Origin of the sequence: Marinitoga sp. 1155, assembly GCF_001021175.1 — a bacterium.
Taxonomy (GTDB): domain Bacteria; phylum Thermotogota; class Thermotogae; order Petrotogales; family Petrotogaceae; genus Marinitoga.
On sequence record NZ_AZAX01000004.1, the window covers coordinates 21,019 to 45,308 of the forward strand.

19 protein-coding genes, 1 pseudogene and 1 CRISPR repeat array are annotated in these 24,290 nt (G+C 25.7%); of the genes and pseudogenes, 15 read left to right on the top strand and 5 right to left on the bottom strand.

Translation table 11 applies throughout. The annotated features are described in order from the left end of the window. Positions 1-24 precede the first annotated feature (24 nt). The 8 genes from X274_RS12125 (at position 25) to X274_RS01955 (ending at position 12,239) form a co-directional block, all read left to right on the top strand. Positions 25-2,424, top strand: coding sequence for an HD domain-containing protein (locus tag X274_RS12125; RefSeq protein WP_047265121.1), 2,400 nt, complete (start codon positions 25-27; stop codon positions 2,422-2,424). Continuing rightward, positions 2,411-3,388 carry a type I-D CRISPR-associated protein Cas7/Csc2 gene (cas7d, locus tag X274_RS01930; protein ID WP_047265122.1) on the top strand — a complete coding sequence of 326 codons (978 nt, stop codon included), beginning with the start codon at positions 2,411-2,413 and terminating at the stop codon, positions 3,386-3,388. Before X274_RS12125 ends, cas7d begins: the two co-directional genes overlap by 14 nt. A 32-nt stretch (positions 3,389-3,420) precedes the next feature. Beyond that, positions 3,421-4,176 (top strand): type I-D CRISPR-associated protein Cas5/Csc1, encoded by a 756-nt coding sequence (gene cas5d, locus X274_RS01935; RefSeq protein WP_047265123.1) that lies wholly within the window; start codon positions 3,421-3,423, stop codon positions 4,174-4,176. A gap of 1 nt (position 4,177) precedes the next feature. After that, complete coding sequence (gene cas3, locus X274_RS01940; protein ID WP_047265124.1) at positions 4,178-6,205, top strand: type I-D CRISPR-associated helicase Cas3'; 2,028 nt, start codon at positions 4,178-4,180, stop codon at positions 6,203-6,205. Positions 6,206-6,214: 9 nt separating this feature from the next. Further along, the gene (locus X274_RS01945; protein WP_047265125.1) at positions 6,215-7,777 is read left to right on the top strand and encodes a CRISPR-associated endonuclease Cas4/Cas1; all 1,563 of its coding nucleotides are present in this window, start codon (positions 6,215-6,217) and stop codon (positions 7,775-7,777) included. Between the two features lie 5 nt (positions 7,778-7,782). After that, entirely contained in the window at positions 7,783-8,058 is a 276-nt protein-coding gene (gene cas2 / locus X274_RS01950) for a CRISPR-associated endonuclease Cas2 (RefSeq protein WP_052913127.1), read from the top strand. Positions 8,059-8,247: 189 nt separating this feature from the next. Further along, a CRISPR array of direct repeats spans positions 8,248-10,891; the repeat unit is 36 nt; unit sequence GTTTCAAATCCTAATTCCAAAAATTGGAATTCAAAG. A 261-nt stretch (positions 10,892-11,152) separates the two neighbouring features. After that, a complete protein-coding gene (locus X274_RS11900; RefSeq protein ID WP_197073310.1) occupies positions 11,153-11,305 on the top strand; it encodes a PfkB family carbohydrate kinase in 153 nt (50 codons plus the stop codon). 160 nt (positions 11,306-11,465) lie between these two features. Next, positions 11,466-12,239 carry a nitroreductase family protein gene (locus X274_RS01955; protein ID WP_197073311.1) on the top strand — a complete coding sequence of 258 codons (774 nt, stop codon included), beginning with the start codon at positions 11,466-11,468 and terminating at the stop codon, positions 12,237-12,239. An 8-nt stretch (positions 12,240-12,247) separates the two neighbouring features. On the opposite strand, the gene X274_RS01960 is transcribed toward X274_RS01955, so the two are convergent. Then, entirely contained in the window at positions 12,248-13,240 is a 993-nt protein-coding gene (locus tag X274_RS01960; protein ID WP_272481038.1) for a 2-hydroxyacid dehydrogenase, read from the bottom strand. 192 nt (positions 13,241-13,432) lie between these two features. On the opposite strand from X274_RS01960, the gene X274_RS01965 reads away from it, so the two are divergent. From X274_RS01965 to X274_RS01995, 7 genes and pseudogenes are all read left to right on the top strand, one after another. Beyond that, entirely contained in the window at positions 13,433-16,408 is a 2,976-nt protein-coding gene (locus X274_RS01965; RefSeq protein WP_047265126.1) for an alpha-mannosidase, read from the top strand. 57 nt (positions 16,409-16,465) lie between these two features. Beyond that, positions 16,466-17,053, top strand: a pseudogene (locus X274_RS01970) (transglutaminase-like domain-containing protein); the annotation flags it as partial. Then, entirely contained in the window at positions 17,046-18,077 is a 1,032-nt protein-coding gene (locus X274_RS01975) for an L-Ala-D/L-Glu epimerase (protein ID WP_047265127.1), read from the top strand. The pseudogene X274_RS01970 and the gene X274_RS01975, both read left to right, overlap by 8 nt. Positions 18,078-18,197: 120 nt before the next feature. Then, complete coding sequence (locus X274_RS01980) at positions 18,198-18,638, top strand: OsmC family protein (protein ID WP_047265128.1); 441 nt, start codon at positions 18,198-18,200, stop codon at positions 18,636-18,638. A 204-nt stretch (positions 18,639-18,842) separates the two neighbouring features. Next, positions 18,843-19,829: a 2-hydroxyacid dehydrogenase gene (locus X274_RS01985; RefSeq protein WP_047265129.1), complete on the top strand. Its 987-nt coding sequence runs from the start codon at positions 18,843-18,845 to the stop codon at positions 19,827-19,829. Between the two features lie 11 nt (positions 19,830-19,840). Continuing rightward, entirely contained in the window at positions 19,841-20,461 is a 621-nt protein-coding gene (pcp, locus tag X274_RS01990) for a pyroglutamyl-peptidase I (RefSeq protein ID WP_047265130.1), read from the top strand. Between the two features lie 53 nt (positions 20,462-20,514). Further along, positions 20,515-21,492, top strand: coding sequence for a dipeptidase (locus X274_RS01995; RefSeq protein ID WP_231580367.1), 978 nt, complete (start codon positions 20,515-20,517; stop codon positions 21,490-21,492). Positions 21,493-21,903: 411 nt separating this feature from the next. Here X274_RS01995 and X274_RS02000 read toward each other — a convergent pair whose 3' ends face one another. From X274_RS02000 to X274_RS11410, 4 genes are all read right to left on the bottom strand, one after another. Further along, complete coding sequence (locus tag X274_RS02000) at positions 21,904-22,650, bottom strand: hypothetical protein (RefSeq protein ID WP_047265131.1); 747 nt, start codon at positions 22,648-22,650, stop codon at positions 21,904-21,906. A gap of 21 nt (positions 22,651-22,671) precedes the next feature. Next, a complete protein-coding gene (locus X274_RS02005) occupies positions 22,672-23,325 on the bottom strand; it encodes a hypothetical protein (RefSeq protein ID WP_047265132.1) in 654 nt (217 codons plus the stop codon). Between the two features lie 88 nt (positions 23,326-23,413). Beyond that, positions 23,414-23,797 carry a hypothetical protein gene (locus X274_RS02010; protein ID WP_047265133.1) on the bottom strand — a complete coding sequence of 128 codons (384 nt, stop codon included), beginning with the start codon at positions 23,795-23,797 and terminating at the stop codon, positions 23,414-23,416. A 10-nt stretch (positions 23,798-23,807) separates the two neighbouring features. Then, a complete protein-coding gene (locus X274_RS11410; RefSeq protein WP_052913128.1) occupies positions 23,808-24,284 on the bottom strand; it encodes a hypothetical protein in 477 nt (158 codons plus the stop codon). Positions 24,285-24,290 lie beyond the last annotated feature (6 nt).

Here is a 24,290-nt window from a genome sequence, read left to right on the forward strand (position 1 = left end):
GAAATAAATATCAGGGGTGATGATATGGAAGAAAAATATAAAAAAGTCATTGTCAATGTATTTAAAAGATTTAGGAAAAAGCATGATTCAGGTCCTAAAAAAGGAATTCCATTTGGAGTACACTTTGTAAATGTCGGATTAATAGCTTTTCAGATTGCTTTATTATTGGAAAAAATGAATTATTTTAATAAATCGGATGTTGAAACAGTATTTTTAGCAGGGCTTTTTCATGATATGAATAAAATTATGGATAGATCTATGAGAAAAGGTGCAATGAAAGATAATATTAAAATTGTTTTAAAAGAGAATTTGGATTGGGAAGTTGTGGATGAAAAAATAACTATTTTGAGTGAAATTATTCCTCTGCATTCTATTAATAATCCTCTTGGCAGCAGTTTGTATATTTCGAACAAAAAAAAGGTAATGGCTAAAATAATTCAATTTGCAGATACTCTCGATCTTCTAAAATCAGCTAATTTTGAGTATGAAAAAAAAATAGTATCCAAATTGGAATTTTATCTTAAAGAAATTCGACGATTAGTTCCTGATTTTAAATATACTGAAATCATATATCATTATATTTCAGACTTTAGGGGATTATTAACAAATATTATACATGAGAAAATTATGCACGAATTCTCTTTTTCAATTCCAATTGCAAGATTTGTTGATGGAGTAATATATTTATCTCGCGAAAAAGATTACAATCCTGAATTATTATATGAGAATATGATAAAAAACGTTTCAGAACAGGTTTTTAACGAGATTTTTGATATTGATTATACAATTTCTGTAAAAAATAAAAGTGTGAGAGAAGGTATTTTAAATTACACTTCAGATGATGCGGTAGATATAATATGGCAAAAATTTCCAGAAAATATAGAAGAGTTGAAAAATTGTTTAAAAAGTTATTTAAAGGAATTGTATGGAGATAGCAAATCTAAAAAATATAAACCTATTTATGATGAATTTGAACGGATTTTTTCACAAAACAAAAATGTTGAAGAAAAAAAAGAAGAGTTGAAAATATTAATAGAAAATAATAAAGATTTAAAAAAGAAAGTAAAAACATATAAGGATGAATTAAAAAAATATCTTGAAAACAGATTAGTTTTATATAAATTGAATTCGGGAAATAAACGAAAAATATTTAACATGGACAATTATGGGAAATACAAAACCACATGCTCTATTTGTGGAAGTGAATTTGATGTAAGTGAATCTATGAAATCTGAAATGCCAGATGGATTAAAACCCCAATTGTTTACAAATAATTATATTGCCAATAAATTAGCGGATCCAAAGCGGCAGATATGTTCTATATGTAAACTTCAGTTTATCGCAAATAAAAAAAATAGATATATTTACAAAAACGATAAGAAAAAAATAACAAGAAATATGTACTTTTTAATCATTCCGTATAATTTTTATCCAGATGAATTACTTGAAGCTTTAGAAAAAGAATTGGACCAAATTAAAGATAAAAACAAAGGTAATGTCAAGAATGCGAGAAAATTAGATTTGGAAGAAGTTGAATTTTTTAAAGAATTTTTTGGAAATTCCCAGAAAGAAAATGAAATTTTAAATTTCAAAAGCATGAATATGAATTCGATAATTATATATTTTAAAGAATATACCAATTCTAAAAGTGAGAATGAGTCTATATTAAAGGCATATAGTGAAGCTTTATTAATCCAGGAAAAATTCCCTTTTAAAATACTAATTACAAATTATCCACAATTATTTGATGAGGATATAAGATTTATTGATGATTTAAAAATACAGAATTTTTCATCAAAGTTAAGTTATATTAATGAAGAAAAATTAAAAAAATTATATAAATTAAATCTTGAAATACCAGGAATATTCTGTTCAGGAAAAGGAAAAATGAAAAAAGATCATTTTTATGAAATTATGACACAAGATTCTTTAACAGCGTTTTCCGTTTTTATATCCAGAGTTTTTGAAGAAAAAATGTTAAGAATAGGGAAAAACTTATTGATAATTCGAAAAGAAATATTTGGAGGTGAGGTGATGGACGAATTAAAGTATATGGCTGAATTTGCACAGGAAAAGACGAAAAACTTGTATAAAGTATCGAAGCATCAAGTTGTTAAGTATTTTGATATTTTAAAGGAGCCGTTAAAGAAAAGTGATTTAAAGTTAGAAAATATAGAGTTTTTAAGAAATTATCTTTTCAGCAAGCTTGAAAATCTTGTGAGTTTTACAAAAAAAGAGGAATTATTTGAATATGCTGACAATTTTATAAAGTTTGTTGAAAAAATTGGAAATGGTAATTTTGAAATTGGAAAAAGAAAAGTGTTATACAACTGGAAAAAATATAGAGATGTATTTTATGGATATGTGTGGGAAAGTTATTTTGAAAATCAAGATAAGGAGGATGGAAACAATGGAAAAAATTGAACAAATTTTAAAAGGTTGGTATATAGAAGGTGACGAATTTCCGGTAAAACCATTTGGAAAATATATAAATGTTATAATAATAAGAAGAACACAATCAGAAACTGTTTTTAGAACAGACGAAGGCTTAAGTATTGAAATTGTAAAAGCAGGATATATTGATAATAATGAAATTTCACGTGTTTCAATTACTAAAAGAAAAATAATATCTTCGGAAAGAAGAAATGGACGCGAATTTTTAACTCAAAATAATTTAAAAGAAGATACTTGTATTATAAATCAAAATATGTGTGGAAAATGTATGGATTGTACCGTATATGGTTTTGCTGCTGGAGAAAAAAATAGTGAATCTTCAGGTGCGTTAAAAAGCCGAGTAATTACTGAAGAAGCATTTTCAATATTGCCATATGAAGAAATTACTGATGTTAGAACGTTTAATGCCCTTAGTGAATTAGGAACTATGAATGAATTAACACAAAAGAAAAAAAATGAAACAGGGAAAAAATTTGAAATGAGGCAATCACTTGGTGAAACTGAATATGTAAAACCTGAAGTTGATTTTATTGATATTGAAACATTTAAAGATTTAAGATTACCAGAAATAATTTATGTTATGGGTAATATATTGCGAACAAAAAGATATGGAGCAATAACTACACGTATGGGAAAAATTAAAAATGATATAGTTGCTGTTGTTGTTTCAGATTGTGAAATTTTTAGTACTCTTGAATTAACCAAAATGGTCTGGGATAAATTGGAAAATAAAAAACACATTCTTGACGAAAATATTGTTGTTCCGAAGATGATAGAAAGCATTGAAGAATTATCAGAAGAACAATTTGGTAATTTAAAACTAATAAAAAACGAAGAATTAAAGGTGCTTATAAATGAAATAAAAAAATTATATACCGAAAAAACAGATGAACTTGTTAAACTTTTTAAAGGGGTAAAGTCTATTTTTGATTGATTTTTTGTATTTAAATTTTTTGAGGTGATAAAATGAAACTATATAGGGCAGTTTTAGAAACACATGAACCATTATTTTTTGCGACAAAAGAAATTGGAGAATTATACGTTACAGAACCATATATTTCTAATTATGCCTTGACATATGCACTGACACCAGAAATAGTAAGTTATAAACATCATAATTCCCCTCAATATAAAAATGATTTAAAAAATTTAAAATTCTATATAACCCCTGCAAAATTTATAGAATACAAATGGAGATATGATATCTTTAATTCAATAGGAGAAGGATATTACTTAAAAATGCTTTCAAATAATTATTCTAATATTCCATATCCAAAACCATCTACTTCAAAAAAGAAAGTACCTCAAAATGCAATAACTAAAAAATATTCTTCTATATATACTGAAAGGGCGAAAAATATACCTCAAATAGGTAGATTAAAGCAAATTTCTTTAGAAAGTAAAGCTGTTTTTTATATTATACTTTATGAAGAAAAAAATTTTCCTGAATATATAAGATTGGGAAAATTTAATACAAAATGCAAAATAACTTATAAAGAAGTAAAAAATATTAATATAAAAGAAGCAGAATTTCGATCAAAATATGTTCTCAATGTTCTTGATATACCGAACAATATAAATTTATTGTCTTATAAAATAATACCTATAAAACCAGTTCAGATAATTGAAAATGCTATATTTAAGGGGAAATATATAGAAATTGAAACTGAAATTGAAACTGATTGTATTCCATATAATATGAGGTATTTTTGGGGGGGATAAAATGTTGTTAAAAGGTATTGAAATTCCTGTGATTATAAACAAAAAAAATGGGTCTTTTTTACCGTTTCATCAAAAAGAAACGGCAGAAAAATTAAAAAAATATGATGTTGTATTTAATACCTATCCTACAGGTTCTGGAAAAACGAATGCTTTGTTAAACAGTATAAAAGAATTAAAATTCAAAAATGTATTAATAATTGCACCAATAAACGAATTGATAAATCAGTATAAAGAAAAAGTAATAAAATATCTAAAAAAGACTAATCTTGATAATGAATATAACGTGAAAATTTTTACATCACCAGGAATCAAGGAAGAAAAAAGTGAAAATCAATCAAATCAAATATTCATAAAAAAAACATTTAATTCATTACAAAAAAATATAATAATATCAAATCCTGATATCTTATATATGATATTATTTCAAAATTATGGAAGAATAACCTCTATAAAGCGCGAAATGCAGATTCAATTATTAGATAAATTTGATTTTATAGCATTTGATGAATTTCATTATTATGATCCAATAAAAGGATTTCTAGCAGCAAATTTTCTTTTTACATACGCTGAAATAAAACGAATAAATCCTGAAAAGATAAAGAAGTTTCTATTTCTTTCTGCAACACCTTCTATATTTATTACAGAAATTCTTGATTATATAAAGACAAAACTTGAAATAAATATTTCATCATACGAAGTGAAATATGAAAAAAATAAAAATTTACCGTTAAAAAAATCATTATCAGATATAAATTTATCTTTTATGTATGGAACAATAGAAAACAATATTGAACAAATTGAAAATATTGTTAGAAAGGAATACAATGGAATACTTAATATTGTTATAATTTCAAGCTCGCTAAGAAGAGTTGCCTTATTAAAAGAAAAGCTATCGGATTTAAATCCAGGAATGGTAACAGGGGTAGTAAAATCTTCTCGATTAAGAAAAAACGAATTAAGTAAAAAATTAATTTTTGCCACACCTACAGTGGATATAGGTTATGACTTTGAAAAAATAGATTTATTAATTTTTGAAGCATCAAAAGAAGATGAATTTTTTCAAAGGTTGGGAAGAGCTGGCAGAATTCTTGGAAGGGAAGAATATATTCCTGAGGTTATATCTATAGTTCCAAATTCTTTAAAAAATAAAATAGAAAAAGAATTTTTAAATATAGAAAAAATTACGAGAAAAGAGTTTGGTGAAAAAATGAACAACATTTTTAAAAAAACAAAAATAAATTATAAACAAATATATGCTGGGCCTTTAATTCTGCAACTTGCTTTTTTTCTATTTATCTTTGAAACTAATTTTATAAAAGATAATGAATTTTTTGAGAAATATGCCAACGATTTATTAAAAATGTATAATATAAAAATACCATATAAATCTTTAAAAAGGATATATTATGTTTATTATATTGTATATATGTATGCATTTATTAAAGAAAATGAAGGATTTGAACAAGCAAAAAAATGGATATATTATTTTAAAAATATGATAAATAATGATCATGAAAAAATTTTCCAAAATGCTAAATCAATAAAAAATTTTATAGATAAATACATACTAAACTTTAGAATGACAGATAAGGAAAATATTAAAATAATCGATCAAAATAATACGTTTAATATAGAAGAATATGAATACGATATTCTATATATTCTTTCAAATTATGAAATAAAGAGAATTGAAAAAGATGTTATTTATATTGGAGAATTAAAAAAGAAAAGAGAAAAGATAAAATTGAAAATGATTACAACAATAATTCCAGAAAAAAAATTTTTTCTTGCATATTTGGAGATTAACACTACATATGAAAATCTTAAAAATATAACATTTCTTTATCCGGTATACCTTGTAAATAGAAATACTGAAATAAAAGGCTTTCGTTATAACCTATATATTCGAAAAATTTATGTTGGTAATCGTGAAATAAAAGTTTTTATTGGGAAAGATGCAATTGTTGCTCAGGCATTGTTCGGAGAGCCATCATGGAAATTTGATATTGTTCCTATAGATAGGGGATAGGGGTGGGTTATGAGTCCTGAAATTCCAATATATTCAATAAATGCATATCTATATTGTAAATATAGGTATTATCTTGAAGAAATTGTTGGATTATCAAGAGAAAACAAACACATAACAAAAGGAGCATTAATAAATGAAATAAAGACTAAAAAAAGTTCTACAAAAAATTGGAAGAAGATCAAAAAAATATTTGTTGCTTCTGAAAAATTTGGAATATATGGATATATAGACAATATAGTAAAAACACCTGAAAAAACAAAAATAGTTGAAGTAAAAAAAGGTAAATCCATAAAGCCATTTGAAAGTGATGTTATTCAATTGGTAGCATATATGATGGCATATTGTGAAACTTATTCAGAAAAACCTGAAAATATTTCTGGTATATTAAAATATGAGGGTTCTAAAAAAACTTTCAGAATACATTTCACAGAAAAAAGGCTAAAAAAACTTTATGATATAACAAGAGATATTCAAAAAATAAAAAATGGAACATATATTCCTTCTTCAATGTATACAAAAAAATGTAAGGAATGTAGCCTTTTTGAGATATGTCAACCAAGTGAAAAAGAAAAGAGCAAAATGAAAATAATGCCATCAAAATTTGATAAGGAACCAATATTTATTTTTAAGCATGGAGTATTCATAGGGAAAAGTGGAGAGAATTTTCAAATTTCTTATGGAGAAGAAAAAGTTTCTATCCCCTCATATAAGATATATTCTTTAAATATTTTTGGAATTTTCTCAATTTCAAAACAAGCTATAGAACTTGCGTCGAAAAATAATATTCCAATAATTATAAATTCATCGTATGGCAAAAACATATCTGTAATAACTCCATATTTTTCAAAAAATAATTTTCTAAGAATTAAACATTTAAAAAAGGTTGAAAATACCGAATTTAAAATGGAATTAACAAGAAAAATAATATATGGAAAAATAAAAAACATGGAAATATTTTTAAAGAAGAAAAAAATAAAGATTAATTTTTTGAAATATAAAAAAGCTCTTTTAAAAGAAAAAGAAATTGGAAAGCTTCGTGGCATAGAAGGTGCTGCTACAAAAGAATATTTTGAATATTATAAAAAATTAATACCAGAAAATTTTACATTTAAAGGAAGAAAAAGAAGGCCTCCAACGGATGAAATAAATTCTTTATTAAGTTTTGGTTATACAATTTTATATAATATAGTATATAGTCTGATTTTATCAATTGGAGTTGATCCTTATTTTGGTTTTTTACATACTACACAATATGGAAGAGCCTCACTTGCATTAGATTTGATGGAAGAATTTAGAACTTTATTAATTGATAGTGTGGTACTTTCTGTAATAAATAAAAAAATAATTAAGAAAAAAGATTTTAAAAAAGATGTCTCAGGAGCTATTTTTATATCTCAAAGTGCAAAAAAGATTTTTGTTGAACAAATTTTCAAACGTATAAAGAAAAAACATTATTATAAACCAGCCAAAATCTCAATAGAATATATAAGAATAATTGAAGCACAAATTAGAATGTTTCAAAAAGCAATTCTGGATGAAATGGAATACATTCCATTTACTATTGAGAGATGATAATAATGAAGTCATATATAATTAGTTATGATATTCAGGAAGATAAAAAAAGAAGAAAGATTTCAAAAATACTTGCAAATTATGGGAGAAGAATTCAATATAGTGTTTTTTACTTGAATATACCTGAAAAAGAGTTATATCATATTTTAATGAAAATAAATCCTCATATCAACAAAAAAAATGATTCAATAATAATTATTCCTATTAATGTAAAAAATATAGAAAAAATAGGAACATTAAAAGAAAATATTTTTAAGAAAGAAGATAACTTTATAATATGATTGTGAAAAAGTGAAATTTAAATTCGTAAATAGCATTTTCTTAATAATACCAAGAGTTTTGCGATTCTATATAATAATAAGACTCACAAAAGTTTTGTTTTTTTTAATAAGTGAAATATAATTTGAATTAAAAGATTCAAGAAAACAGTAATAAAAAAAGGAATTCTAAAAAGATTTCACAAGAGTGGTGTTTCAAATCCTAATTCCAAAAATTGGAATTCAAAGTTACATCTGGTTTTATATATGGTATAGGTTCGTGATGTTTCAAATCCTAATTCCAAAAATTGGAATTCAAAGTAGGTAACTCCAAAACCAGCTTGTCTAAAATAAAGTTTTGTTTCAAATCCTAATTCCAAAAATTGGAATTCAAAGACATAGTATCTTATCCTGATGGGGATAGAGATTACTAGTTTCAAATCCTAATTCCAAAAATTGGAATTCAAAGAAATAATGATGGTAATTGATATACCCGAAATACCGCGTTTCAAATCCTAATTCCAAAAATTGGAATTCAAAGGTAATTTTATTTCTTCTTGTTGTTCTTTTATGGCTAAGTGTTTCAAATCCTAATTCCAAAAATTGGAATTCAAAGTCTTTTAAATCGCCTTTTAAAGCATAAACAAGTAAGTTTCAAATCCTAATTCCAAAAATTGGAATTCAAAGAGTATTTAATAGTAGGATGAACTACTTTTGGCCGTGTTTCAAATCCTAATTCCAAAAATTGGAATTCAAAGTTTTAAATATAGTCCTGAAATAGAGGTGATTTTAGTTTCAAATCCTAATTCCAAAAATTGGAATTCAAAGTTTTAAATATAGTCCTGAAATAGAGGTGATTTTAGTTTCAAATCCTAATTCCAAAAATTGGAATTCAAAGTGTGGTCTTTTACCATGTAGATTAAAAAAAACTATTTGTTTCAAATCCTAATTCCAAAAATTGGAATTCAAAGATTATACTATCTCTGTCACAAATGGAACCTGGAGATTTAGGTTTCAAATCCTAATTCCAAAAATTGGAATTCAAAGAGAAAATTGTAACAAAAGAGGCGAGATTGTGAAAAGTTTCAAATCCTAATTCCAAAAATTGGAATTCAAAGATTCGTTGAATTTGTTAGTATTAATATTGTTGAATTGTTTCAAATCCTAATTCCAAAAATTGGAATTCAAAGTCTGTACGAAAACCGCAACAAGAATTATTTCAAGAGTTTCAAATCCTAATTCCAAAAATTGGAATTCAAAGTCTGTACGAAAACCGCAACAAGAATTATTTCAAGAGTTTCAAATCCTAATTCCAAAAATTGGAATTCAAAGCTTCTGTAATAAACTGTTAAGTCCTAATTCTATAAGGTTTCAAATCCTAATTCCAAAAATTGGAATTCAAAGTTAATACCGCAGTAGATTTTACTGTTACAGCAAGTAATAAGTTTCAAATCCTAATTCCAAAAATTGGAATTCAAAGTGTAGATGAAGCCCACGATGTCCTTCCAGAATCTAAAGTTTCAAATCCTAATTCCAAAAATTGGAATTCAAAGAAATTCCATAGATATAATCTTCACTTCTAACAATATAAGTTTCAAATCCTAATTCCAAAAATTGGAATTCAAAGGTTATGGAGCATATCTCCATAATCGAACATATCAGAAGTTTCAAATCCTAATTCCAAAAATTGGAATTCAAAGGGAATACTGGAGATGGCGCAGCAACACCTTTTAAGTTTCAAATCCTAATTCCAAAAATTGGAATTCAAAGATATTTTCATTATTTCTTTATTAATTGCAGTTGTTGTTTCAAATCCTAATTCCAAAAATTGGAATTCAAAGTAAATACAACCGCTGGTGTTATAGATGCAGGATATAGGTTTCAAATCCTAATTCCAAAAATTGGAATTCAAAGACAAATTCTGGATTTGGTTCAATTATTATTCCTGCAGTTTCAAATCCTAATTCCAAAAATTGGAATTCAAAGTATATCTCTTTTACGGTGTTTGTCGCTTCGCCATTTTTGTTTCAAATCCTAATTCCAAAAATTGGAATTCAAAGTTGTATCTTCTGTATTCTCCTTCTTCTATTTCAAATGTTTCAAATCCTAATTCCAAAAATTGGAATTCAAAGTTAAAACAAAGGGGCTAATTCTAACCCCTTATTATGTTTCAAATCCTAATTCCAAAAATTGGAATTCAAAGTCTGTATAATAAACAGTCCCACCTCTTCGATATACCTCGTTTCAAATCCTAATTCCAAAAATTGGAATTCAAAGGTATAAAAATTTAGATAAAAAAACTAAATATTGGTATGTTTCAAATCCTAATTCCAAAAATTGGAATTCAAAGAAATAAAAACTTTCAGTGTAAGTCAGTCGCAGAAAGTTTCAAATCCTAATTCCAAAAATTGGAATTCAAAGAGAGATAGGGAAGGGACAGAACGGTGATAGAAGGACGGTTTCAAATCCTAATTCCAAAAATTGGAATTCAAAGATTTATGTTAAAATATTGGAGGTGCTTGTATGTTTGGTTTCAAATCCTAATTCCAAAAATTGGAATTCAAACAATATCTTATACAAATACCATTTGATATATCCTTTGTGTTTCAAATCCTAATTCCAAAAATTGGAATTCAAACAATATCTTATACAAATGCCATTTGATATATCCTTTGTGTTTCAAATCCTAATTCCAAAAATTGGAATTCAAACACGTTATAATTGAAGGACAAGATGCTAACACTGGAACGTTTCAAATCCTAATTCCAAAAATTGGAATTCGAATTCATAAAGCCAAATATAAAGAAAACATCTTTATCTGGTTTCAAATCCTAATTCCAAAAATTGGAATTCAAATTGGAAATAATTGTAAATGGTAAAATAAAAAAGAACAAAAAGAGGAAAATAAAAATGAACAAAATAGATAAAAAAATAAAGAAACAGTTTTAATCATCCATGTTGGAATATATAGAAATATTGCAAGATATTCGAGATGGATAAAATAATTAGATATTTTATTTATTAATAAAAGATAATGAAAAAGACGATATTATTAGTGTTAATATTTCAGAGGTTGGTGGTAATTTGAAAAAAATATTGACTATAGGGGAAATGTTAATTGATTTTATATGTTTGGATAAAAATAAAGATTTATCAAAAGGAGTTCGTTTTGAAAAAAAAAGCTGGTGGAGCTCCAGCAAATGTTGCCGCTGTTGTATCTCTTTTAGGTGGTGAAAGTTCGATTTTAGGAAATGTAGGAAATGATTCTTAGGGTATTTTTCTAGTAAATAAGATGAAGGAATATAATGTAGATACTTCTCTAAAGGGGAAAAAGATTATTTTAAGATTGTTAAGTTTGCTAATGAAGTAGGAGAAATGATTTGTACAAAAAAAGGAGCGTTAAGTGCTTTGGAAATGCCAGGGGGAATACTATGAGTAAGTTTAAATTGAAACTATATGAAGATATTAAAGTAAAAGATGATTACGTGATAACTATTAAGTATAGTGCTGATAAGCATTTTTTTGATGCTGTAGATATGAAAATTTCTATTTCATTAGAAATAGAAAAATCTGATGAGAAAAAGGAATACATTGCTGAAATAATTGATCCATTTGGCAATTCAAGAAAAAAATTCTACTGTTTGAAAACATTTTTTATCGAATTAGAAAAATATTTAAATTCTTTTTTTGGAATTTCTGAGATTATAAAATATCGAAAAGCTTATAGAGCAATATCTGAAAAGAAGATTGATAAAAATATTTTAGATCTTTTAGTATATTCAGCTAAATTGGCCCCCTCATGTGCAAATAAACAACCTTGGAATTTTAGGGTAATTTCAGAGGAAGGGCTTTTAGAAAAGGTAAAAGAGGCTTTGCCAGGTGGAAATTATTGGGCAAAAAAATCTCCAGCAATAATAGCAGTGTATACTAAAAAAGAGGATGATTGTGTTTTATCTGATAATAGAAATTATTTTCTTTTTGATACAGGATTAGCTGTTGGTAATTTGTTAGCTCAAGCAACACAATTTGGGTTGATTGCTCATCCAATAGCAGGTTTTGATCCTATAAGAGTTAAAGAGACTTTGGGTATTGAAAATGAATTTATTTTGATTACTTTGATTGTTTTAGGACATTATGGTGATATTTCTAATTTAAGTGATAAACATCAAAAAAGTGAACATGACATAAGAAAAAGGAAGGTTTAATTCCCTTTTTAAACTACAATATTTTGATTTAGTGTTCCGTTTTTAAAATTATTAATATTTTCTAATGTGGTTTCAGCAATATTAGTTAAAGCTTCTTGAGTGAAAAAACTTTGATGACCAGTAATTAATACATTTGGAAATGTAGTTAGTCTAAGAAATGTTTCATCATCAATGATTTCTTCTGATAAATCTTCAAAGAAAATATTTTCTTCTTCTTCATAAACATCTAATCCAAGATAACCTATTTTTTTTGATTTCAATCCATCTATTACAGCTTTTGTATCTATTAAACCTCCGCGGCTTGTGTTTATTATCATTACACCCTTTTTCATCAAATTAATTGTATTTTTATTTATGATATGGTATGTATCTTTATTTAAAGGACAGTGTAAAGAAATAATATCTGATTTTTTAAATAATGTATTTAAATCAACATATTCTCCAATAAATTTATCATTTAGGAATTTGTCATATCCTAAAATTTTCATGCCAAACCCTTTTAAAATATTTGCTGTAATTCTTCCGATTTTTCCAGTGCCAATAATACCAACAATTTTTCCATGCAAATCGAACCCTAATAAACCATCGAGTGAAAAATTATTTTCTCTTATTCTTAAATAAGATTTATGAATTTTTCTATTTAATGAAAGAATTAAAGCTATTGTATGTTTTGCAACAGCATATGGTGAATATTTTGGAACATGTACGACTTTTATGTTATATTTTTTTGCAGCTGAAATATCGACATGGTTAAATCCTGCAGATCTTAAAGCAATTAATTTAATTCCATTTTCTTTAAGTATTTTAATTCCATTTTCATTTAGATTGTCGTTTACAAAAGCACAAACAACATCATAATCTTTTGCTAAAATAGCAGTTTTTTCATTTAATTTTGATTCAAAATACTTAATGTCAAAATTATACTTTTTATTTGCATAATTAAAAAATTCTATATCATATTTTTTTGTACTTAAAAAAGCAATTTTCGTATATATCCTCACCCTTTTGAATTAAATAATAATAGAATAATATGTTTTTAATTAGCCATATTATAGCAAATATACTTTTCATATGATTTATAATCATATTACGCTTTTTTTGTCGAAATTAAAATAGATTTATTTTTATGTGGTAAAATAATTATAATAAGAAAAGAATAAAATTAAGTGAAAATTTTTATTAGGGGGGATATTATGTATCATAAAATTAAGCATGAAGTATTAAGAATAAAAAAAATGATAGACGATCTTTATCCATATCAATATATAGATATTACTCCTATTAATAATTGGGAATTTTTTCAAAATGGAAAAAGTTTTGAGGTGAGTGTTGGTTTTGAATGGGAATATAAACCTTTTCCAGTTGTTTTTAGAAAAAAGTTAAAAATACCACATGATTATTATGGTGAATTCTGGTTTGGTGGTGAAACATTAATAAAGATAGATGGAAATCCTTATGGTGAAATAAATGAATATCATAAAGAAATAGATTTATCTTTTATAGCAGATGGTAAAGAACATTTATTTGAAGCCGAGACAGTTCCTTATAATCTTTTTGGAACCCCATCTAAAAAAACTATATTTAAAAGAGCAAATTTAATAAAAATAAATCATGATATGAGAAAATTAATACGATATTTTATAGGAATATCCCAATTAATAGAGATTTCTAAAAATGATTCATTAAATGATGAATTATCCAGTTTAATTAATTTAACCTTTCATAAAATAGATATTCCTCATAAAACTTCTGAATATCTTTCATCAATAAATAACTCACCAAATTTATATAATCAACTTTCATCTGTCTGGTCAAGACCAAAATTTGAAAAATTCAATGGTATGAATATTGATGTATCTGAGGCATTGAATTTTTTAGAGATAAATTTAAAAAAATTACATAAAAAATATCCGAAAATAGGAAATGTATATGTTGTGGGCCATGCGCATATTGATTATGCGTGGCTCTGGCCTATTGAAGAAACTAAAAGAAAGATAAAGAGGACATTTTCAAATGCAACTTTACTTGCTAAAAAGTATCCATATTTTACATTTATACAATCCAGTCCTCAAATGTATGAGGATATAAAAAATGATATTAATCTGTTTGATCAGATAAAAAAACTTTCAGATAAAGGTATGTGGGATCCAAATGGCGGTATGTGGGTAGAATCTGATACAAAAATACCTTCGATTGAATCGTTAATTAGACAATTTTATTATGCGCAAAAATTTTTTAAAGAAAATTTTGGAAAATACTCTAATGTATGCTGGTTACCAGATGTTTTTGGATTTTCATGGATATTGCCTCAAATTGCAAAACAGGCAGGAGTAAAGTATTTTTTCACTACTAAATTAACATGGAATGAAAAAAATGAGTTTCCATATGATATATGTTATTGGCATGGAATTGACGGAAGTAAAATTTTATATCATAGCTTTAATAATCCAAAGGAAGGTTATAATGGACATTTAGATGCAGAATGTGTATTAAAGACATTTAATAATTTTAGAAATAGAAATATATTTGATGGGACATTATTAACATATGGTTATGGTGATGGTGGAGGTGGCCCTTCTGAAATACATATGATAGATTTTGAAGTAACCAATAATTTACCATATGTTCCGAATTTAATTTCCACAACAGGGAGTAAATTTTTTGAAACTTTAAACAATGATATTAAAAATAAAGAAATACCTATTTGGGATAATGAATTGTATTTTGAATTTCACAGAGCGACCCATTTTTCTCAGTTAAAAACAAAGAAATCACATAAAAAATTAGAAGACGAGTTGTTTTTTACAGAATATATATTAGCATTGGAAAATAAATCATCAAAAAGATTGGAGAAATCATGGAAGGTTTTGTTAACAAGAGAGTTTCATGATATTATTCCTGGTTCTTCAATTAAAGAAGTATATGAAGAATCGGAGTCCTCATTACAAAAGGAAATAGAGAATTGTAAGGGTATAATAAGTGAAGAATTAGAAATTAGTAATGAAGCTGTATTAGTAAATTATGGTAATTATAGTAGTGATAATTATTTTATTACGGATAAACCGTTTAAATTACCTTCTCAAAAAACATATGATGGTAAATATCTTTATAGTATATCGCCTTTAAATAAATTTTCAAATAAAAAATTAGAGAAAGGAAAACCATATATACAAAAGAAAAAAAGTGATAAAACATATAATCTTGAAAATAATAATTATTTTGTAGAAATTTTGAAAGATGGTATAAAAGTTTATGATAAAAAAAAGAAAAGGTCTTTGTTTAAAGATAAAGGGAATATTTTAATGATTTATGATGATGTTCCTTTAGCTTGGGGAGCTTGGGATATAGATTATAATTATAAGTATTTTGGTGAAAAATTAGAAATTAAGGATATAAAAATTGTTGAGGATGGAATTTTTAGAAAGGTTATAAGAACGTATTATGAATATGATGGAACTGATATAATGCAATATATTTCATTGGTTAAAGATTCAAAGCGTATTGATATAAAAACAGTGGTTAATTGGAATTTAAGAAAAAAATTATTGAAAGTTTTATTTCCTGTAGATGTATTATCCCGGTATGCCAGATTTGATATATCTGGAGGATATATAACAAGGCCAGTTCATAAGAATACTTCGTATGAAAAAGCAATGTTTGAAGTATATATGCATAGGTGGATGGAAATATCCGAGCCGGATTTTGGTGTAGCTATTTTAAATGATGGAATATATAGTGCATCAGTTGACCATAATGTTTTAGGATTATCATTAATACACGGTCCGGTTTATCCTGATCTAAAAGCAGATGAGGGAAAACATGAATTTTTATATTCAATTATGAGTCATTCAAATAATCTTGAAGAGATATATGTTGAATCCGAAAGATTAAATAAGCCTCTTCGAATTTTAAATAAAAAAATAAAAATTGTAGATAAGTTTATTGATTTTTCACCATTGAAGGTTATTTCTGTTTTTAAAGCAAAAAATAGATTAATAATAAGATTAGTGGAAGTTGAAGGAAAAAGAGGTTTATGTGACTTTAATATAAAATTCGATTATAAAAAGGTCTATTTATCAGATATATTATTGGATAATTTGGAAGAAATAAAATCTTCAAAATTTCATTATAAGCCATTTAAAATTTATACTATAATTTTTGAACTTTAAAAATATATTAGTTGATTTTAGTTTTTTTATATGATAAAATGTTAGTATAGCGAACTAAATATTCTTTTCACTCATTACTTAAAATATTTAACAAAGGAAATAATTAATGATGAGAAGAATCCGTATTTAAAAGCAAAGTTAATATATGATTGGATCACATTGAATGTAAATTATTCATATGTAAAACCTTACTCTATATATGGGAATATATCTCAATTTGTGGCAACGAATTTAAAAGGAGATTGTGGATTTCAAGCCTTGCTTTTTATTACTATGTGTAGAATTGCTGGTATTCCAGCTCGTTGGCAATCGGGGTGGTATATTAATAAATATTTTGCATCTCCACATGATTGGGCTTTATTTTATATTGAACCATATGGTTGGCTTCCTGCCAATTTATCATTTGGTGGTGCAAGACGGAATATCCCAAAATTTAAAGAATTTTATTTTGTTAATCTGAATGGGTTTAGAATGGTTGCTAATAATAACTTTATGGAACCTTTTCCAGGGAAAAAATTCTGGAGAAGTGACCCATATGATAATCAGGTTGGTGAATTAGAAACTGAAATAGAAAATATATATTCTGATAAGTATAATTATAATATAGAGGTTATTAATTTTGAGGAGGTTGAAATTAATGAGTAAAATAAAAAATGTTTTTTTTACGTTAAAAAAATACGAATATAATAAACCTTTTCATATCACCGGAAGTATTTCTGATTCTGCAACAAATATAGAAGTTATTGTTGAACTGGAAAATGGAATTAAAGGTTTTGGTGAAGCATCACCATCGTTTAGGGTTAATGGGGAAAAAGTAGAATCTTTATTGCCATTAGAAGAGGATATCAGAGAATTGTTAATTGGATTAGATGTAAAAAATTATAGACAAATTTTCGACATCATGGATAAATTTTTTGCTTTTCCAAGTTTAAAAGCAGCGGTACAATATGCAGTTCTCGACGCTTTTTCAGAAGAAATTAACACGCCAGTTTATCAAATTTTAGGTGGGGCTAAAACTAAGATAGAAACAGATAAAACAGTTGGTATTGATAATATCGAAGAGATGGTAAAAGAAGCTAAATATATTTTTGAATCTGGATTTAATGTTATAAAAATAAAAATTGGTGAAGATTTAAAAAAAGATATAGAAGTAATAGAAGAAATATATAAAAATACAAAAGGTGCTAAATATATTGTTGATGCAAATATGGGATATACCACAAAACAGGCAATTGAATTTGCAAAAGTAATTTATTCTAAAGGTATAGATATTTCACTTTTTGAACAACCTGTTATTGCTTCAAATTATGAAGGGCTTAAATTTGTTAGATTTAATTCATCCTTTCCAGTAGGAGCTGATGAGAGTGCAAAAACAAAGTATGATGTTATGAGGTTAATTAAGTTAGAAGCTGTTGATTTTATTAATATAAAACTTATGAAATCAGGTATTTCTGATGCATTTGCTATTGTTGAGATGGTTAAAGCTGCTAATTTACAGTTAATGATAGGATGTATGGGTGAATCGAGTGTAGGTATAAATCAAAGTGTTAATTTTGCATTGGGAACAGGAGCTTTTGTTTTTCATGATTTAGATTCGGCTTTGATGTTGAAAGAAACTAACTTTAGAGGAAAATATATTCAGCATTTGCCATTTTATAAAGTGATATAATATTATAAAAATCAGTATACTTTTCCACATATTTTTGTTATGATATTAATGTTTTTGTAACAAGATTGATGTATACTTAAATTAGATAAGAATTATCCATTTTAAAATAGGGGGGATATTATGGCATTTATGAATTTTAAAATTACGTCTGAAAGCGAAAATCCAACAAAAACTATTGTGAAAGCAAGAAATTTTGAAATGGTTATAGATGAACCAGAAAGTTTGGGAGGAAAAGATGAAGGTGCTAATCCTGTTGAATATTTGCTAGCAGCATTTGCAGGATGTTTAAATGTTGTAGGACATTTGGTGGCAAAGGAAATGGGTTTTGATTTAGGAAAAATGAAAATAGATATTGCTGGAGACCTAAATCCAGATAGATTTCTTGGTAAAGAATCTCCTGATCGAACGGGATATGTTCAAATTAATGTTTCATTTTATTTAGAAACTGACGCAGATGATGAAACGTTAAAAAAATGGTTGTCAACTATTGAAAAACGATGTCCAGTATCCGATAATCTTTCTAATCCAACACCTATAAAATTTAATATATCAAAATTATAAGAAGGAGTTTTCTCCTTCTTATAATTTTTTAGTATGAATTTTATTTTTATCTAATATATTTATTATATTTCACTATTAAATTATACAATATAATATTATTTCAATTTTAATTCGGATAAAAACAGTCTTAATAATAAGATAAATTTAATGAAATTAAAATGCGGTATAATATAAATATAAGTTATTATTAAGGAGAGGATATTTATGAGTACAAAGGTAGCTTTTTTCAGTGCGAAAAAATATGATATTGAATTTTTTAATAGGGCAAATGAAAAATATAAATATGATATTAAATATTTTGAGTCAAAATTAAATGAAAAAACGGCAATTTTATCAAAAGGATTTAATGTAGTTTGTGCTTTTGTAAATGATGATATAAATGTAGATGTAATAAAAATACTCAAGAACAATAATGTAAAGTTAATTGCTTTGAGGTCATCTGGATTTAATCATGTGGATATAAAAGCAGCAAAAAAATATGGAATTAAAGTTGTTCATGTACCAGCGTATTCTCCATATTCTGTTGCTGAACACACTATAGGATTAATTTTATCTTTAAATAGAAAAATTCATAAATCATATCTCAGAATAAAAGAAAATAATTTTTCTCTTGATGGCTTATTGGGATTTGACCTTCATGGAAAAACAGTTGGACTTATAGGAACGGGAAAAATTGGAAGAATAGTGGCAAATATCTTAAAAGGTTTTGGGATGAAAATTTTGGGTTATGATAAATTCCCCAGCAATGAGTTTGTTGGGGAATATACTGATTTAAAAGACTTATTTAGAAGATCGGATATTATTTCTTTACATTGTCCTTTGAATAAAGATACATATCATATAATAAATGAAAAAAATATTAATTTAATGAAAAATGGTGTTATGATAATAAATACAAGTAGAGGTGGTTTAATAGATACAAAAGCTGTAATTACAGGATTAAAAACGCGGAAAATAGGATATTTAGGATTAGATGTATATGAAGAAGAGGAAAATATATTTTTTGAAGATTTATCAGAAGAATTTATTGATGATGATGTTTTTATAAGATTAACAACATTTCCGAATGTATTAATTACAGGACATCAGGGTTTTTTTACTAAAGAGGCATTAATAAATATAGCTGAAACAACATTGGAGAATATTTATAATTTCGAAAATAATATTTTGAAGAAGAATATAGTTGTGTAAGGTGGTGGATTATGAAGGTATTAATAACAGGATTTGAACCTTTTGGTGGAGAAAAAATAAATCCTTCTTTTGAAGCTGTAAAAAGATTGGATGATAAAATATTGGATGCAGAAATAATAAAAATGGAAATTCCAACGGTTTTTTATAAATCTATAGAAGTATTGAGAAGTAAAATGTGTGAAATACAGCCAGATATTGTTATTTGTGTCGGTCAGGCTGGAGGAAGAGCACATATTTCAATAGAAAGAGTTGCAATAAATATTGATGATGCCAGAATAGAAGATAATGAAGGAAATAAACCCGAAGATAAACCAATTTTTTTTGATGGAGAGAATGCATATTTTTCCAATTTACCTATAAAAGAAATAGTTAATAGTATAAAAAATATAGGCATTCCAGCAAAAATTTCAAATACAGCAGGTACATTTGTTTGTAATCATTTGTTATATGGCCTTATGTATTATATTCATAGAGATTTTAAAAATACAATAGGTGGTTTCATTCATGTGCCTTATTTACCTGAACAGGTTATAGAAAAATCAAATATACCAAGTATGTCTATAGAAAATATAACTAAAGCTCTGGAAAAGATAATTGAAGTTTCGATTAGATATTATAAAGAAATTAAATAAAACATTAGATATTAAATACCAATTCTATTATTTAATAATGATGGAGTGATATTATGGAAATGTTAAAAGATCATATTGTGGTTGATGCACATTTAGATTTGCTTGCAGATATTTATGAAAAAAGACTTGTAGGTGAAGAAAATATAATTAAAAAATATCATCTTCCTGATTTTATAAAGGGTGAAGTAAATATAATAGTTTCATCAATATTTATAAGTAATAACTATTTACCAGAAATGGCGCTTCGTGTGGCTCTGGATCAAATAAGTATGTTTTATCAGGAACTTGAAAATTTAAAAGGAAAAGTAATGTTATGTAGAAATTATTCGGATATTGAAAAAGCGATTGAGAATGACATTATAGGGATTATGTTATCTTTTGAAGGAGTAGAACCAATAGGAAATGATCTGAATTTACTAAAAATTTTTTATGAACTCGGCGTAAGATTTGTTGGCTTAACCTGGAGTAGAAGAAATTATGCTGCAGATGGAAGTTTTTTTATGCCGAAAATTGAAGGAAAAAGAGGAGGATTAACTGATTTTGGTGTTAAAGTCTTGAAAGAATCTGAAAAGCTTGGGATGATTATAGATGTAAGTCATTTGAATGACGAAGGTTTTTGGGATGTTATTAAATTTTCATCTAATCCTATTATTGCTTCGCATTCTAATGTCAGAGAAATATTTAATTCTATGAGAAATTTAACCGATGAACAGATAAAATCTATTGCAGAAACGGGTGGAGTTATAGGTATAAATGCAAATGGTTCATTTGTTTCTGATAGTCCAGATGAAAATAATGTAGAAGGTCTTGTTAGACATATAGATTATATTTCAAATCTTGTTGGTGTTGAATATGTTGGGCTTGGATTTGATTTTTGTGATATGTTTAGAAACGAACCAAGAGATACATTAAAAGGTTATCATGAGATGGATAAATTTGTAGAGACGTTAATAAAACATGGATATAATAGTAAAGAAATTAAGAATATATTGGGAGATAATTTTTTGAGATTATATAAAAATATGTTTTAGTGACAAAAAGGAGCAACTGTAGTCACGTCCTCCTTTTACTTAACAAATACATCATTTGAAATTTTTGATTAATCCTTTGTCAAAACTCTCGCATAAGCAGCAGCTTTTTTCATGATTCTCAGCTTCCCTCCTTAGAAACCTTCTGCAATGAAAGTAAAAATTTATAATAATTATAAAGTTCTTCTTGTGTAAGTTTTCGTTCATCCCAGAAAATAAATCAAAAATCTTTTAATAAGTCTAAGTCTTCTTCAGTTACAAGTAATTTAATTACTATCATTCGCATCACCTCAGAATTATTTTAATATATTTTCATTAAAGGGATGCATTAGATTATGGTTTGATTGTATAATTATTTATATTATACTGAATTTTTGTTATTTTATGAAATAAAAAATCCTGGAAAATCCAGGATTAATTAATTAAAAATAAACCTCTTTCTATTAATTCTAAGTATAATGTTATTAAATCCTCTATCGTTAATTGTTCTCGAACAGCTAATACGCCATTATTGCTTAATAGAATTCGTTCAAATAATTTTCCTTTTTTAGATATATAATCAAAATATAGAGCTTTTAATTTATCAACATTTTCTTTTAATAGTGTGGAATCTGAAACATCTCCTCCAAAACCAGCAATAGTTCTAATATTATCTTTATTTAATCCTGACCAAAACCCTTCAATTTCTCCTATAAAATCCTCTATTTCTTTAATTTTAAATAAATTTGGAAAATTCACTTTCATTTTTTGAAAATACTTATCCTTTTTTAAGGATCTTTTTAATACACTATTTGCCATTTTATGGTTAAAGTCAAAAAAAAGTATTTTCATATTATTATAAAAAAAATATGATTTACCTTCATCAACTTTAATTAATTTATCATATATAGTTTCTTCCCATGGAATATGGAATTTTTCATTTTTTAGTGTTTCATGTGTTATATCAAATTCAACCAAAATATTATTATTTACCTTTATTTCTTTTTTATATCTCCATACTGTTTTTGGGCCAGCATTATCAAAAGGTTTTTGGTTATTTGATTTTGGAAAAAATTCGGCTTTGGCATCTTTTTCTAATATGAATTTTATTATTTCTTTTTCTTCTTGTTCATCTTGCATTTTAAGCAAAAAGGCACACAAACTTTTTGAATAATCATTCATTTAATTAATACCTCCTAAATCCTAATACCAATTATTAAATAATAGCGAAAAAGAATCCAATCTTTTAGCATATAAGATCAAACTTTTTTCTTTTAAAATTACTTTAGAATCTTTATCTATTTTGGTTGTTAAAACCATTTCAAATTTTTCTACATTGAAAGGATCTTTAATTGTTAAAGAAATATATGGGTTTTTTTTATCAAATGAACTCTTTAATTCACCATATTCAAAATTAAAACCAAATTTTACTAAAGGACTATCATTAGAATTAATATGATGTATAAAATCCAAAACTTTATTTATATGTTTTTTTAGTGTTCTATAAGTTGTTTGAGTTTTTTCTAACTTTATCTTTAACTCATATTCATCGAAAGTAATAAAATAATTATTTACTCCTAATCTAAAATATGCATTTTTAGTTGTCTTTTTTATCATTTTTTTGTCTTCATTATCAAAGAAAACGAATAATTCTTTAATAAAATTATTAAAAACAAATTCTTTATCACAATTATCTTCTTCTAAGATAAAATGGAGGTTAGCTTCTAAAATTACATCTTTATTTGTTATATAATTTATCGATTTTAAAATAAGATTCCTAGATTTAACAGAAAAAAACCATATAATATTTAAAGTTGTTAAAAAGATACTAATAACACTTTGTAATGTATTTAACATTTTTATCACCTCACTTTTTTTATCACCTCACAATATTATTATACTACATAAAAACAATGAAAAAACAACCATAGTGAAACAAAACAAATCATTTTAGAGTTATAATTCCATCTGAAAGATTATAATATTTATTAAAGACTTTTTCTACAAATTCTTTTTGAATTTTTAATACCTCTTCGTAATTTTTAGCAGATATTATTCTTTTAATAAATGAATTTAAATAGTTATATTCTTCATAATCTTCCTTACTAAGAACTATTTCGTTTAATTCTTTTAAATAGATTCCAATAGAGTAACATATACCTATCTTTGCTTTTTCTATATTATCAGGATCTTCATATGAAACATATGACGCTTCACCCAATCCTGCAGGGTCTTGACCTCTTCCTAGATTTTTTACAATCCCATAATCTCTTTTAAAAGCATACTTAAAAGCATTTAAAATAAAATATTCATAATCCAAAGCATCCATAATATCCCTCCTACCTACTTTTTTTAAATTCTTTTTTTAATGCTTTTAATTTATATAAAGCATTTTTATAAATCTTTTTATTACTTCTAGTTTTTATAAGGGTTTCATATTTTTTTAATTTTTCAATATAAGATTTTATTGCCTTTATTTTTGGATCTTTTGATTTTAACTTATTAATTCTATTTTCAGCTTTTTCTACTATTTCATTTATAAGATTTTCAAAAGCCTCTTCTCTTATCGTATGCATTTCATATATAGTTTTTTTAAATTCTTTTTTATCCTTTCTTTTTATTTTTATTTCTCTGTTCTCGTGCATTTTTAATAACTTATAACTGTAATCCACAACAAGATCGCATCTTGAAATTATAGTAGAATAATTTGATGATGTATTAATAATATAAATAGATTCATTTATAATCTCAAGAAGTCTATTACCAGTTCTTAAAGAAACTTCTGGTGATTTTCTTCTTTTTTTCTTACCAAACATATTCTC